This is a genomic window from Campylobacter concisus (genome assembly GCF_003049705.1).
Lineage (GTDB): Bacteria > Campylobacterota > Campylobacteria > Campylobacterales > Campylobacteraceae > Campylobacter_A > Campylobacter_A concisus_AR.
This window is the reverse complement of sequence record NZ_PIRF01000006.1, coordinates 94,823-109,387: the sequence shown is the minus strand read 5'-3', so window position 1 is coordinate 109,387 and position 14,565 is coordinate 94,823. Positions and strand designations below refer to the sequence as shown.

Genomic DNA, 14,565 nt, shown 5'->3' with positions numbered 1-14,565 from the left:
AATTTACAAACGATTTTTAGCTAAAATCGAGCAAAATTTAAAACTAACGAGGATAAAAATGCAAAATTTAGATATAAGAAAGGCATATCTTGATTTTTTTAAATCAAAAGGTCACGAAGTCGTAGCTTCTGCGCCACTCGTGCCAAACGATGCAACACTACTTTTCACAAATGCTGGCATGGTGCCATTTAAGAGCATTTTCACAGGCGAAGTGCCACGCCCAACACCACCTATCCGTACCAGCTGTCAGACCTGCATAAGAGCTGGAGGCAAGCACAACGACCTTGATAACGTCGGCTACACAGCGCGCCACCACACATTTTTTGAGATGCTTGGCAACTTTAGCTTTGGCGAATACTTCAAAAAAGAGGCGATCGCTTACGCTTGGGAATTTGTCACAGAGGTGCTAAAACTACCAAAAGATAAGCTTTATGTAACCGTTCACGAAAGCGACGATGAGGCGTTTGAAATTTGGAGCACTCACATCGCAAAAGAGAGAATTTACCGCTTTGGCGATCATGATAACTTCTGGCAGATGGGCGACACTGGACCATGCGGCCCTTGCAGTGAAATTTTTTACGATCAAGGCGCTGAACATTTTAACACACCAGAAGATTACATGGGCGGCGATGGAGATAGGTTTTTAGAGATATGGAACCTTGTTTTCATGCAGTATGAAAGAAGCGCAGATGGCAAGCTAAGCCCACTACCAAAGCCAAGCATCGATACTGGCATGGGGCTAGAGCGCGTTACTGCTATCTTGCAAGGTAAATTTAGCAACTACGACAGCACACTTTTTATGCCGCTCATAAGCGAAGTAGCAAAGCTTTGCGGCAAGCCATACGTCTATGAAAGTGGCGCTAGCTACCGCGTCATAAGCGATCACATCCGCTCAGTCACATTTTTGCTAGCTCAGGGCACGACATTTGATAAAGAAGGTCGTGGCTACGTGCTTCGCCGCATCTTACGCCGTGCGATCCGCCATGGATACTTGCTAGGCATAAAAGAGCCATTTATGTATAAGCTTGTCGATAAAGTTTGCGAGCTAATGGGAGAGCACTACACCTATCTAAATGAGAAAAAAGCGGCTGTAAAAGAGCAGATCAAGCTTGAAGAAGAGAGATTTCTAGCGACAATCGCTAGTGGCTTAGAGCTATTTGAGAGCGAGCTTAAAAATACAAAAGAAATTTTTAGCGGAGAGGCTGCGTTTAAGCTTTATGACACATTTGGCTTCCCACTTGACCTAACAGCTGATATGCTTAGAGAAAAGGGCTTAAAAGTCGATGAGGCAAGGTTTGATGAGCTTATGAGTGAGCAAAAAGCACGTGCAAAAGCTGCTTGGAAAGGCAGTGGCGATAAGAGTGCGAAGGGCGATTTTAAAGAGCTTCTTGAGAAATTTGGCGAGAATAAATTTATAGGCTATGAAGAGCTTAAAAGTAAAAGTAAAATTCTAGCCCTGCTTGATGAAGAATTTAAAAATGTAGATAGCTTAGATGCTGGCAAAGAGGGCTGGGTGATGTTTGATGTCACTCCATTTTACGCTCAAAGTGGCGGTCAGTGCGGCGATAGCGGTAAGATAATTGGTAAAGCAAATGTACTTGATACACAAAAATTTCATGGACTAAATTTATCTTTAGTAAAAACTAGCGCACCGCTAAAAGTTGGCGATGAAGTAGAACTTGAAGTTGGCAGCGATAGAGCCCAGATCGCACGTCATCACAGCGCCACACACTTACTTCATGCAGCTCTTAGAAACGTACTTGGCACACATATCGCTCAAGCTGGCTCAAACGTCGAGGCAGATAGGCTAAGGTTTGACTTCTCACATCCAAAAGCACTTACTAGCGAAGAAATTTCAAAGGTCGAAAATTTGGTAAATGAGTGGATACTAAATGGTGCTAACTCAAAAACAGAACTTATGAAACTTGAAGATGCTAAAAATAGTGGAGCTATCGCACTATTTAATGAAAAATACGCTGATAATGTAAGAGTCGTTAGCTTTGGCGACGTCAGCAAAGAGCTTTGCGGTGGCACACACGTGAAAAATATAGACGAGATCGGATCGTTTTTCATCACAAAAGAGAGTGGCGTAAGTGCTGGCGTTAGGCGTATAGAGGCCGTTTGCTCAAGGGCTGCGCTAAATTTAGCAAAATCATTTAGAGCTGAGCTTGATGAGCTAAAAGATGAGTTAAAGAGCACCGAGCCACTAAATGCGGTCAAAAAGCTAAAAAATGAACTAAGAGTTTTAAAAGACAAACTAAAAAATGCTAAAAATTCTCATGAGCTAGTCTATTTAGATATAAATAAAACCAAGCTTTGCGTCACAAGCGTAGATGGTGGAGATATAAAAACTTTGATAGATGAGTTTAAAAATGAGCATGAAAGTGCTGCTATTTTGCTAATCCAAGCCGATGAGAGTGGCAAAATTTCTCTTGCAGCTGGCGTTAAAAACGCTCCTTTAAAGGCAGGTGCTTGGGTAAAATTTGCAGCGCAAATCCTAGGTGGCAATGGCGGTGGCAAAGATGACTTTGCAACAGCCGGTGGCAAAGATGCATCAATGATAGAAGATGCGATAAAAGACTCACTTGAGTACGCAAGGCAAGCCTTAGAAAAATGAGTCATTACGATATAGCTTTTATAAAATTTGACCAAGTTGTACTATTTTTGCATGTGTGCTTTGTAGCTCTTTTTGTGGGGCTACAAGCCGGTCTTGTGCTTGTTGGAAGTTACTTTATAAAAAATAAATTTGAAGACAAGGAACGCTATCACATCTTACTTCACATTATAAGACGCTTTGGCATTGCGATTTTCATACTAATCCTTTGCGTGATAGCGACAAGTGTGGTTATAATTTTTGGATTTTATGATGCAAATTTGACAAATCCTATGGCAAGTGCAATGGTAGCAACAAAATGTGCAATAGAACTATTTTTGCTATTAAATTTAAGCTATATATTTTATAGATACAAAAAGGCCTTAAAAGCACTAAGATCGCATGAAATGATCGAGCTAAACGAAAGTTTGATCGTTATAATTTATTACTTCACACCGCTAAATTTATTAGCTTCTCTAGCAGCCATTTATCTTGGCATAAGCTATAAGGTATTTTTATGATAATACTCGCTTCAAGCTCGCCAACAAGGGCAAATTTATTAAAAGATGCTGGTATAAATTTCACTCAAATTTCTTTCCAGTTTGACGAGAGCAAGATAGAAAAAAATGTAAAGCCTGAAATTTATGTCCAAAATGTCGTAAAAGCTAAAAAAGAGCAATTTTTAAAAGAAAACATGGGTCTTAAAAATTTGCTCTTTACAGATAGCTGTGTAGCGTGTGGAGATAAAATTTTAGGTAAAGCAAAGGATGAAAAAGAAGCGATTGCCATGCTAAATTTACAAAGCGGTAACGAATGCAGCGTCTATACGGCGATGATATTTTTAGGCGAATTTGAGCTTATAAACGTAAGTAAAACTACGTATAAATTTAAAAAATTTGACGAGCATGACCTTAATGAATACATAAAAAATAATGAGTGGCAAGGCAAGGCTGGAGCCATGACGATAGAAAATTTTAATAAAAAATATATCACCTCCCAACACGGCGAAACCAGCACGGCCATGGGACTAAATTTAAAAATATTAAAGGCATTTTTATGAAATATATTTTGGCATTTATCTTTATAGTTGCCATTTCGCTTGGTGGAGCATTTTTATATTTTTATTCGCAAGTTAGATTTGATGCTTACGCTATTATTGATTATAAACCAAAGCTTACAACGCAAATTTTTGATAGAAACAACGAACTCATCGCAAATATCTTTGAAGAAAATAGAATTTACGTAAAGTATAACGACATCCCGCCGCGTGTCATCGAAGCGCTCGTAGCTATCGAAGATACGAGCTACTTTGAGCATGGTGGCATAAACGTAGAAGCCATGGCAAGGGCTGCCATAAAAGATATCAAAGCTAGAAAACTAGTCGAGGGAGCTTCAACACTAACACAACAGCTCATTAAAAATTTGGCTCTAAGCCGTGAGAAGAAATTTACAAGAAAGATAAAAGAAATCGTGCTTGCCATGAAGCTTGAAAGCGAGCTTAGCAAAGAAGATATCATCGAAAGATACCTAAATCACGTCTATTTTGGACATGGCTACTACGGCATAAAAACGGCAGCTGAGGGATATTTTAGAAAAGAGCTAAATGAGCTAAGCATAAAAGAGGTCGCCATGCTAGTTGGCCTGCCAAAGGCTCCAAGTACCTATGATCCTACAAAGCACCTTGACTTGTCGCTTAGCCGTGCAAATAGAGTACTTGAGAGAATGTATAGTATCGGCTGGATAAATGAGGATGAGTACCGCAAGGGTGTGCTTGAAGAGCCAGCAGTCTTTGACGATACACTCACAAGAAATAAAGCTCCTTACGTAGTCGATGAGATAATAAAAGAGGCTTCAAAGAAATTTGACGATATAAAAACTGGTGGCTATAAAATACAAAGCACAGTTGATCTAAATGTCCAAAAGATCGCTCAAGAAGCTCTAGTCTATGGCTACAATGAAATTTTAAAGCGCGATAAAAAAGCAAATGCAGAAATTCTAAATGGAGCTATAGTAGTCACTCATCCACAAAGTGGTCAAATTTTGGCACTAATTGGCGGTATTGACTACGCAAAAAGCAGTTATAACCGTGCCACTCAAAGCAAGCGTCAGCCAGGATCTAGCTTTAAGCCATTTATCTATCAAATAGCACTTGATAGCGGCTACTCAGTCGTTTCTCAAGTGGCTGATATCGCTAGGACATTTGATATGGGAAATGGCAAAGAGTGGACACCAAAGAACTATAGTGGCGGTTTTCAAGGCTATATCACTATAAAATCAGCCATAACTCAGTCTCGTAACCTCGCAACCATAAATTTGCTAAACGATCTTGGCCTTAGCTCGGTTCGTAAACAGCTTACTGATATGGGCTTTAACGATATCCCAGAAAATTTATCTATCGCACTTGGAAGTTTTGGGATTTCACCACTTGATTTTGCAAAATTTTACTCAATGTTCCCAAATGAGGGCGAGATGGTTGAGCCAACACTTATTAAGCATATAGAAAATAGCTTTGGGGCTTCGATGGACTATGAACCACAAAGAAAGCAAGTGCTAAAACCAGAACAAGCATTTTTGATGACGACACTTCTTCAAAATGTCGTAAATAACGGCACTGGACGCAACGCTAAAATAAACGGCATCCAAATAGCAGGCAAAACCGGCACAACAAATAATAACATCGATGCTTGGTTTTGTGGTTACTCACCTGATATCGAAGCAATAATCTGGTACGGAAATGACGACAATAGTCCTATGAAAAAGATTGAAGGCGGTGGTAGAACAGCCGCACCTGTGTTTAAGAAATTTATGGAAGGCTACATTAAGCTTTATCCTACTTTAAGACGTGCATTTGAGCAGCCAGACGGTGTTTATAAAGGCTATTATGGTGGCAGTGACGAATACTACACAAACGACTCACCACTACCTCAAAATATGCCAGCAAATGACATCATACAAGATCAAGAAAATGATGGATTATTATTCTAGGAAGATAAGATGAGGATTAAAATTTTACTTTGTTTAGTAGTCGCAAGTATTGCATATGGCGCTAATCTAAATACAGCCAGCAAAAATGAGTTGATGAAGCTTGGGCTAAGCAAAGGCCAAGCGTTAAACATTATAAAATACAGAAAAGCCCATAAATTTAAAAGTATCGATGAGCTTGAAAGAGTCCAAGGTATTGGTTTTAACGATATGCAAAAAGTTAAAGAAAAACTTAGCATAAAAGAGAATGCAAAAGTCAAAAAAACTGAAGCAAAAAACTCCAAAGGCAAGAAAAAATAATCTTATTTTTTATTTAAATTTTCTAGCCATTTACATTTGAGTCCTATTATTATGGCTTTTTACAAAGGCTGAAAAGATGCTAAATATTAATAAATTTAAAAATATCAGTTTTTTAAAATTTCTGATTTTATTTACTGCTTACATATTTTTTATAAATTATATATTTTTATACAAGGGCGTTTTTTCAGGCTTTCTACAAAATAATCAACTCTCTTTTTCCATATTCTTTTTTCTTATATTTGCAATTGTCTTTATCTTGGTTTTCACTAGTATTTTTTGTATTTTATTTTTGCCTTTTTCGCTAAAGCCAGTTGCGATTATTTTGATTTTAGCAAGTGGCATATCTGCTTACTTTATGCAAGCATATGGTGTTATTATAGATAAAGATATGTTATTAAACGTCCTACATACCGATACCAAAGAAGCTTTTAGTTACTTTAGCACAGGTTTAGTTTTTTGGATAATTTTTACAACCATCTTACCTTGCGTATATGTATTATTTGTAAAAATTAACTATGATAGTTTCAAAAATGAGCTTAAATTAAGAGCAAAAATTATCTCATTTTCTATAGTTGCGATAGCTATCATATTTTCATTAACGTCTAAAATTTTTATACCATTTTTTAGAGAGCATTCGAATTTAAGGACCGCATTGCTCCCATACTATCCCATCTACTCGGCTATAAAACTAGTAAAATCGATCACATAAAAACCACTACCTTTTACTTATGTAGCAGATGATGCGGTACTAGCTAATGATAAAAAGAAAATTTTAGTTTTGATAGTTGGCGAGACGCAAAGAAGCAGAAACTACTCACTAAATGGCTACGCCAAAAATAATACGAATAAATTTACTAAACAAAAAGGTGTGGTAAGTTTTATAAATTTCTACTCATGTGGAACAGCCACGGAGACTAGCGTGCCTTGCCTATTTTCAGACTTAAAGCGAGAAAATTTTAGCAACCGCGAAGCAAAAGCTAGTGAAAATTTAGTTGATATCATCAATAAACTTGGCATAAAAACATACTTTTTTGGCAACAATAGCGGCGGTTGCAAGGGCGTTTGTGATAATCTTGATCAAAACCATACTTCAGATCATCGAGCAGAAGGCTTTGACGAAGTGATATTTAATGAAGCAAAAAAGGTCATCGAAGATGCAAATTCCACCACCTTTATCGTGCTACATCTGCAAGGCTCGCACGGCCCTATCTACTACAAAGGCTACCCAAGCAAATTTAAAGAATTTACCCCAACATGCGACACTGCCGAGCTAAACAAATGTACACCAGAAGAGATAGCAAAACTTACGACAACACCATTTTATATGAGGACTATCTACAAAGCGAGCTAATAAACGCCCTTGAAGCAAGAAAAGATGAATTTAAAGTTACCATGTTCTTTTTCTCAGATCACGGAGAGAGCCTAGGCGAAAACGGCATATATTTACATGGTCTGCCTTACTCCATCGCCCCAGATGAGCAAAAACACATCCCAGCCATCGTCTTTTCAAGCGATAGAGAACTTTTAAAAAGGCTAAAAATTAGAAAAAATGAAAGTCTTTCGCATGATTTTATATTTAGCTCAGTTCTTGGATATTTTGGAATAAAAACTAAGGCTTATGAGCCAGAATTTGATATCTTTAGGTAGTAAATTTAAAGCCAGCCTAGGCAAGAGCCTGAAGCTGGCGTAAATTTAAAAGCTGATCTCTTTTATATCAGCTACTTTTAGTATCTCACTATAAATTTGACCGATGACCGCGATGCGGTTGTTTCGCACTTTCTCGTTTTCAACGTTTATCATAACTTTGTCAAAAAACTCATCTATTTGAGGTTTTAGAGCAAATAGCGCCTTTAGCCTTGGCTCGTATACAAGGCTCTTATCGACCGCTTTAAATGCGTCATTTAAGGCTTTTTCAGCATCTATCTCAAAGAGACCCTCATCAACCTTACTAAATTTATCATCTTTTATGATATTTGCAAGGCGTTTAAATGTAGAGAAATTCTCTCTAAAGTTTGGCTCGCTAGAAATTTTAGCAAGTGCCTCTATCATCTTAGTTAACTCCAAGATGTCCTTTTCCCCACTTTTTATGCACGCTTTTACGATAGAAGCGTTTGCATCAAAGAAGGTGTAGAGCCTATCAAGGATAAAATTTATTAGTACTTCAACGTCAAATTTCTTATAATCTTTTGCGATATCTTCTAGAATTTCTTTTACGTTAAATTTCAAATTATGCGCCAAAATGATCTTTATCACGCCATTTGCCGCACGTCTTAGAGCGTATGGGTCTTTGGTGCCACTTGGGATTTTGCCGATACTAAATAGCCCCATTAGCGTATCAAGCTTATTTGAAAGCGCTACAACTGAGCTAAAGACCTTACTTGGGCACTGTGCCTCCTCGCCGTCTGGCAAATACTGCTCTTTTATGGCTAAAACGACGTCTTTATCCTCGTTTTTAGCCTTTGCATAGTAAGCGCCCATGATACCTTGAAGCTCGGTAAACTCATAAACCATCTGTGTTGTAAGATCAGCCTTACTTAACATCACAGCTCGCTCCAGCTTAGCCGCGTACTCGCCAGCTTCTTTTTTGAGTAGCTCGTCATAGTTGCTAGCAAGCTTTTTAGCCACTTGTAGCTCCCTAAGCTCTTTTTCGTAGATACTTCCAAGCTCTTTTAGATAAGTTATATTTTTTAGTTTTTCTGGGCCAAATTCGTGCGCTAGGTCGCTTTGCCAAAAGAACATCGCATCACTTAGCCTTGCCCTTAGCACCTTTTCGTTGCCCTTAATGATGAGCGAGTAATCTTTTGTGATGGCGTTACTTACGACTACAAAGCCGTTTGCTAGCTTGCCATCTTTAAAGACTGGGAAGTAGCGCTGATTTTCTTTCATAGAAGTGATGATGACCTCGCTTGGCACCTCCAAAAATTCCTCTTCAAATGAGCCAAGAAGTGCTGTCGGATACTCGGTGATCGCCACGACTTCAGCTAACAAGTCTTTATCGATTTCGATCTTTAGCCCACTTTTTTGGCTAATTTTTTCAAACTCATCAAGGATTATTTTTTCTCTCTCATCCGCTTCAAGCACGACACCACGGCTCTTTGAGCCTTCAAAATACTCTTTTATGTTTGAAATTTTTATCTTGTCATAGCTAATGCTTCTATGTGGATAGGTTGAATCACTGCTCTCTACGCCAAATTTATTAAATTTTATGGCCTCATCACCAAGCAAACACAAAAACGATCTTATCGGGCGGATAAACTCGAACTCTCCGTTGCCCCAACGCATAGACTTGCCAAAGTTAAGACTCTTTAAAAACTCTTCAACCATGTCTCCCATTATCTTAGCAACCGGCTCGCCTTTTACCTCTTTTTCGTAGTAAAGCACCTCTTTGCCGTCTATCTCTTTAAATTTAAGCTCACTATCATCTATGCCGCATTTATTTGCAAAGCTGAGTGCTGCCTTTGTAAATGCTCCGTCTTTTAGTGCCACTTGCTTTGGCGCACCGATAAAGCTAGCTACGCTGTCAGGCTGAGATTGTGGAAATTTCTCATGAAAAAAAACCAAACGACGCGGCGTATAATAAAATTTAAAAGGACTTACAAGATTATATTTTTCAAGCACAGCCTGCCATTTAGCATTGATATTTGGCAGCTCCCTTAAAAACGGTATCGCTGGAAGCTCCTCAACTCCAATTTCTAATAATAACTCTTTCATATTTCACTCTTTTTATTAAAATTTTCTCTTTTTTCTCTTACCATTTTTCTTGCCCTCTCCTTCTCCTGTGACTGCAAAATGACGCCTCTTATCATAAAAATAAGAAATAAAACAAACGCCGTAATCATAAAAATATCTAAAATTTGCACTCTCTACTCCACAACGATTTGGTTTTCTCTCTTGTAAATTTTAACTCTCGCATTTTCAAAACTATACTCGCCATCTTTTAGTTTTTTCTTACTATAAACCCTGATCTTACCGTATGGTGTATGCAGATAGCCCCTCTCTAGTCTACCAGAAATTTTAGCAAAGACATCGCCACTTCTAGCTTCGCTTAATTGCGATGCATCTAGTAAATTTTCGCTAATATCTTTTGTGCCATGCTCATTTATGATCTCATAAGAGCTAACTTCAAGCGCATCTTTATAAATTTTCATTCGCCTCACTAAAACATCTAGCTCTTCGCCTACAGTAACGCTATTTTTAGGATCATAAACATAAATTCCACGGTGATTTTTCGAGATAATGAAGCCATGCTTATCTTTTAAGATAACAACCGCTTTTTCAATCACTGCTGGCACTGCCTCTGGGTGATCAAAAAGCGTATCCACATCAGCCGTCTTATAGCTTTGTTCGCTTATTTTTTTATTGGCTTTGTTTTCATCTTTTTTAAAAATTTTACTCACAAAGCCCTTTTTTATTGGACTTGGATCAGTTGAAATTTTAAACTTTAACGCAAAGTGATCTGAGTAAAGGTCGCTCTTTGCAAAGCCTTTTTCATCGACTGCAAAGCTTGGTTTAAAGACTTCAAAGCTGCCACCAACATAGCTTAGATCGCCATTTTCCATAAAACTAGGCGAAAGCAAAACATGATCGATCGCTCTTTTTTTGCCATGTACTGCGTGAGAATATCTATCTTTTGGCTCAAGCTCTTTATAAAGATCATAAAAATTTCTCGTTGCAATGATGTCATTTAGGATGGATTTTTGTCCAAAGGGCGAGTTAAAATCACCCAAAATAATTGCATTTTTCTCTTTACCTAGAGCCGTTCTTAACGTTTTTTCAGCCTTTTTTTGCATATTTATGCCATTTTTATAAGTTGGAAAGTGATTTACAAATATGCTAAATTTCTTACCTTCTACCTCAAAAATAACCTTTAAAATATTTCTCGTCTTTACGTTTGGAACTTTAAAAATTTCACTACCACTTGGCTGCAACTTTGAAATAAGCCCAAGCCCAACAGGCGAATTTTTCTCCTTTGTAAAGCTTATAAATTTATACTCACTATCACTTACCAAAGCTTTTAAAACCTGCTCATTTTCGATCTCTTGAAGTGCGATAATGTCAGTATTTAGTGCATTTATGACTTGTCTTGTCCTTTGTAGTTTTGAATCAGCCGCCTCGCAGTCCCATTTTGATACGCCTACTTTAAAATCAAGATACTCGCTACCATCATCTTTGCAATCAAATAAATTTTGCACATTATAAGTTGCGATGCTAATTTCACTCGCAAATGCCACCAAAATGGTAAAAAACAAAGCAAAAACTACTCTCAAATTTCACTCCTAAAGTCAAATTCAGTGATATTTTGCCTGATCGCCTCATACGCGATAATGCCAGCACTCATAGCTAAATTTAAGCTCCTGCCCTCTTTTCCCATTGGTATGGTTATGGCATTTTTAAAATTTATATCCATAAATTCTCTTGGCAGCCCAGTACTCTCGCCACCAAAAAATATAAAATCTCCTGGCTTAAACCTAGCCTCGTAGTAAAGCCTATTTGTCTTTGTGGTAGCGAAGAAAAATCTATCCTTGTGACTCAAGTTCGCTTCTAAAAATTCTTCCAAACTATCCCAAATTTTTGGATTTAAAATTTTCCAGTAGTCAAGCCCTGCTCGTCTAACAGCCTTTTCACTCAAATCAAACACGGTGGGTTTAACGATATGTAGCTTTAAATTTGCATTAACGCACATTCTACCGATAGCTCCAGTATTTTGCGGTATCTGAGGATGGACTAGGACTATGTTAAACATAAGCTTTCTTTGCCTTAAAAAGTGTTATAAACTAGCCTATTTTAGCCAAAATGGGCTTTTAAGAGTTTTAAAGACTAATCTTTTCTAGGCTTACGCTCGCTTAGATATTTTGAAATTTCAAGCTCTTGCCTACGTTTTATCTCTTTTGCGATCTCTTCGTTTTTAAAACCAGCTGATAAAATTTCCGCTACATCAACCTTCGCATCAAATTTTACCTCATAAATTCCAAGCTTCTTGGCACGCTCTATCCGCTCTTTATTATAAGCTCCAAGCCATGATTTTATGGGCATATTTAGAGCTATTTGCATTAGCTCTTTATCGATTGGCATGTACTTAAAATAAGGCTGCTTTAAGATAGAAAAGTAGCTCTTTGGCAGACGCATTTTCTCTAAAATTTCATTTGCGTCAAGCTCAAATTTGCCAAACAAAAGATACAAAAATAGCCTCTCATCATCCACAAATTCTCTAGCACTCTTAAGATCACTTAAAAACCCATCGTCCATAGAAATTTGCATACCAAAAATTTCTTTAAAAAGTCCAAGCTCAAAAAGATAGTAAGCTCCTTTTTCTAGATACTTTGCGCGAAAAAATTTAATAAGCTCAGTATTTATCCTATCTCTGCTTAGATGCGCTAGATCAAGCGTTTTCATAAGCTCTAGCGTCTCGTCAGCTATACTAAAGCCAAGCCTAGCGCTAAACTGCACGCCACGTAGCACCCTTAGCGGATCTTCTTTAAATTTCTCACTATCGATGTGTCTTAGTGTTTTGCTTTCAAGGTCCTTTTTGCCGCCATGAAAGTCTAAAATTTCACCGTTAAAGATGTTCATCATCATAGCATTTACTGTAAAATCACGCCTTAGACTTGCAAGGCTTGGATCATTTATGTAGCTTATGGCAAAGTCTTTGTGCGAATTTCCGGTTTTGCTCTCGCTTCGTGGCAGACCAAGATCGTAGTTTTTGTATTTGTAAATGAAGTAGCTTTTACCAACACCGCTAGCGCCTATGCTAGCCATTAGCTCATTAAATTTTAAAGGCTCAATGTCATAAACTTCGATGTCATAATCGTAAATTTCTCGCCCCAAGAACGCATCTCTCACGCAGCCACCAACTAGATAGACACGTGAAGTAAATGAAGCAAATAGCGATCTAAAAAAGTCTAGCTCGCTATTTTTATAAATTTCATTTTTGATTTTTATCTCATTTTTTGAGCCATCTAATGGCTTATTTTGAGAGATTTTGGAGTCTATTTTCGATATTTGCAAGGGTAAATTCTAAAAATTTTGTCGTTAGCTCAAGCCTTGAAGCAAGATTTTGCTCGGGAGTTTGTTTAAGCCCTTCAAAAAGCACTTCTATGCGTTCAGCAAGGTTTGCTAAGAAAATTTTCTCTTCGCTCACCTCTCTACTTTTTGTTAGACTTGCTGGCTCCTCTTTTACCTCAAACGCTTGCTCATTTTGTAAATTTGTCTCAACTTTTAGCTCGTTATTTAGTGCATTTTCATTAGTCTCTATGGATAAAAGCTCTTTTTTTAAATTCTCTCGCTCGAGCTCTTCTTGCTTTTTGTTTTGCAGTGCTTCTATTTTCTCAAGCTCGGCGCTAACCTCACTAATTGCCATTCTAGCGATATCATCAAGCTTCATAATCTTATCAACCACCTTTTAAATTCATTTATCTCTTCGTCACTTTTCATCGCTATAAAAAACTCTTTCATCTGCTCATTTTTTATCACGCGCTCTTTTCTTAGTCCGCTTAAACGATTGATCGCGCTAAGAGCATCTTTGTTTGATGGATCTTGTTTTAAGATGTTCTTGTAAATTTCAAGTGCATCATCTTTTAGTCCTTGAGCTTCGTAGATGAGTGCTTCAGTGATTGTGTTTTTCATTTTTTGATAAATCCCGCTATCACGTCGCCTATCTCGCTTGTTGAGCAGATCTCGACTGCGTTAAAAGCGGCGATATCTTTTGTTCTATATCCCTTTGCAAGCGCTGTTTTTACGGCATTTTCTATCGCGTCTGCTGCCTCGCTCTCACCAAATGCGTATCTTAGCATCATTGCTGCACTTAAAATGGTAGCTATTGGATTTGCTATACCCTGCCCTGCGATATCTGGTGCTGAACCGTGTATCGGCTCGTAAATTCCAACTTTACCACCCATACTTGCACTTGGAAGTAGCCCTATCGAGCCACAAACCATGCTCGCCTCGTCGCTTAAAATATCGCCAAATAAATTTTCAGTAAGGATGACGTCAAAATTTGCTGGGGCTCTTACTAGCTGCATCGCCGCGTTATCCACATACATAAAGCTAAGCTCTACTTCAGGATAGTTTTTCGCGACCTCACTGGTTACCTCACGCCAAAGTTGGCTAGTCTCAAGCACATTTGCCTTATCGACCATGCAGACCTTTTTATTGCGAAGCATTGCTGTTTCAAAAGCGATCTTTGCGATGCGCTCGATCTCCATTTTAGAATAAACCATAGTATTAAACGCTCTATCTTCACCTTTTTCACGTGGCTGTCCAAAATAAAGTCCGCCTGTTAGCTCACGAACCACGACAAAATCAACGCCTCTTAAAACATCTGGCTTTAGCGTGCTAGCATCCACAAGCTCATCAAAAACGATAGCTGGGCGTAAATTTGCATAAGCTTCTAGCTCTTTTCTAATCTTTAAAAGTCCGCTCTCTGGTCTTAGATGTCTTGGCAAATTGTCCCATTTCTCGCCGCCGATCGCTCCAAAAAGCACAGCATCAGAGCTTAGAGCAGCGCTTAACGTCTCATCTGGCAAAGGCACACCAAATACATCATATGCGGAGCCACCCATAAGCTTATAGTCGTACTCAAATTTTATCCCAAACTCAGCGCTAACGACATCTAAAATTTTTATCGCCTCATCTATGATCTCAGGGCCGATGCCATCGCCTTTTATAACACAAATTTTATATTCTCTCATTAT

General features: G+C 38.2%; 15 protein-coding genes. 8 read left to right on the top strand and 7 right to left on the bottom strand.

The genetic code is table 11. The features are described from left to right. The first annotated feature begins 58 nt into the window (after nucleotides 1-58). The 8 genes from alaS to CVT05_RS09645 all read left to right on the top strand — a co-directional run bounded on the left by alaS (nucleotide 59) and on the right by CVT05_RS09645 (nucleotide 7,522). The gene (gene alaS, locus CVT05_RS07525; RefSeq protein WP_107698349.1) at nucleotides 59-2,617 is read left to right on the top strand and encodes an alanine--tRNA ligase; all 2,559 of its coding nucleotides are present in this window, start codon (nucleotides 59-61) and stop codon (nucleotides 2,615-2,617) included. Next, nucleotides 2,614-3,114: a 3-isopropylmalate dehydratase gene (locus CVT05_RS07520; RefSeq protein WP_084042051.1), complete on the top strand. Its 501-nt coding sequence runs from the start codon at nucleotides 2,614-2,616 to the stop codon at nucleotides 3,112-3,114. Before alaS ends, CVT05_RS07520 begins: the two co-directional genes overlap by 4 nt. Next, nucleotides 3,111-3,653 (top strand): septum formation inhibitor Maf, encoded by a 543-nt coding sequence (maf, locus tag CVT05_RS07515; protein WP_107698348.1) that lies wholly within the window; start codon nucleotides 3,111-3,113, stop codon nucleotides 3,651-3,653. The genes CVT05_RS07520 and maf overlap by 4 nt, the downstream gene beginning before the upstream one ends. Beyond that, nucleotides 3,650-5,578 (top strand): transglycosylase domain-containing protein, encoded by a 1,929-nt coding sequence (locus CVT05_RS07510; RefSeq protein ID WP_084042053.1) that lies wholly within the window; start codon nucleotides 3,650-3,652, stop codon nucleotides 5,576-5,578. Before maf ends, CVT05_RS07510 begins: the two co-directional genes overlap by 4 nt. 9 nt (nucleotides 5,579-5,587) lie before the next feature. Continuing rightward, nucleotides 5,588-5,875 (top strand): ComEA family DNA-binding protein, encoded by a 288-nt coding sequence (locus tag CVT05_RS07505; protein ID WP_107698347.1) that lies wholly within the window; start codon nucleotides 5,588-5,590, stop codon nucleotides 5,873-5,875. Nucleotides 5,876-5,951: 76 nt separating this feature from the next. Next, nucleotides 5,952-6,584, top strand: coding sequence for a phosphoethanolamine transferase domain-containing protein (locus CVT05_RS09565; RefSeq protein WP_234400579.1), 633 nt, complete (start codon nucleotides 5,952-5,954; stop codon nucleotides 6,582-6,584). A gap of 69 nt (nucleotides 6,585-6,653) precedes the next feature. After that, entirely contained in the window at nucleotides 6,654-7,226 is a 573-nt protein-coding gene (locus tag CVT05_RS09560) for a sulfatase-like hydrolase/transferase (RefSeq protein WP_265094351.1), read from the top strand. Then, nucleotides 7,154-7,522, top strand: a complete 369-nt coding sequence (locus tag CVT05_RS09645; RefSeq protein ID WP_265094350.1) for a sulfatase-like hydrolase/transferase — start codon at nucleotides 7,154-7,156, stop codon at nucleotides 7,520-7,522. Before CVT05_RS09560 ends, CVT05_RS09645 begins: the two co-directional genes overlap by 73 nt. A 45-nt stretch (nucleotides 7,523-7,567) precedes the next feature. Here the strand turns inward: CVT05_RS09645 and glyS are convergent, their stop codons facing one another. The 7 genes from glyS to leuB form a co-directional block, all read right to left on the bottom strand. Continuing rightward, entirely contained in the window at nucleotides 7,568-9,586 is a 2,019-nt protein-coding gene (glyS, locus tag CVT05_RS07495; RefSeq protein WP_107698346.1) for a glycine--tRNA ligase subunit beta, read from the bottom strand. Nucleotides 9,587-9,738: 152 nt separating this feature from the next. Further along, complete coding sequence (locus tag CVT05_RS07490) at nucleotides 9,739-11,142, bottom strand: endonuclease/exonuclease/phosphatase family protein (protein WP_107698345.1); 1,404 nt, start codon at nucleotides 11,140-11,142, stop codon at nucleotides 9,739-9,741. Further along, nucleotides 11,139-11,618 (bottom strand): tRNA (cytidine(34)-2'-O)-methyltransferase, encoded by a 480-nt coding sequence (locus tag CVT05_RS07485; protein ID WP_072594657.1) that lies wholly within the window; start codon nucleotides 11,616-11,618, stop codon nucleotides 11,139-11,141. The genes CVT05_RS07490 and CVT05_RS07485 overlap by 4 nt, the downstream gene beginning before the upstream one ends. A gap of 74 nt (nucleotides 11,619-11,692) precedes the next feature. Beyond that, nucleotides 11,693-12,880 carry a CCA tRNA nucleotidyltransferase gene (locus CVT05_RS07480; RefSeq protein WP_107698344.1) on the bottom strand — a complete coding sequence of 396 codons (1,188 nt, stop codon included), beginning with the start codon at nucleotides 12,878-12,880 and terminating at the stop codon, nucleotides 11,693-11,695. Then, entirely contained in the window at nucleotides 12,840-13,271 is a 432-nt protein-coding gene (locus CVT05_RS07475; RefSeq protein ID WP_199906745.1) for a CiaD-like domain-containing protein, read from the bottom strand. Before CVT05_RS07475 ends, CVT05_RS07480 begins: the two co-directional genes overlap by 41 nt. Further along, on the bottom strand, nucleotides 13,253-13,498 hold the full coding sequence (locus tag CVT05_RS07470) for a hypothetical protein (RefSeq protein WP_107698342.1): 246 nt from the start codon (nucleotides 13,496-13,498) through the stop codon (nucleotides 13,253-13,255). Before CVT05_RS07470 ends, CVT05_RS07475 begins: the two co-directional genes overlap by 19 nt. After that, nucleotides 13,495-14,562 (bottom strand): 3-isopropylmalate dehydrogenase, encoded by a 1,068-nt coding sequence (gene leuB, locus CVT05_RS07465; RefSeq protein ID WP_107698341.1) that lies wholly within the window; start codon nucleotides 14,560-14,562, stop codon nucleotides 13,495-13,497. Before leuB ends, CVT05_RS07470 begins: the two co-directional genes overlap by 4 nt. Nucleotides 14,563-14,565 lie beyond the last annotated feature (3 nt).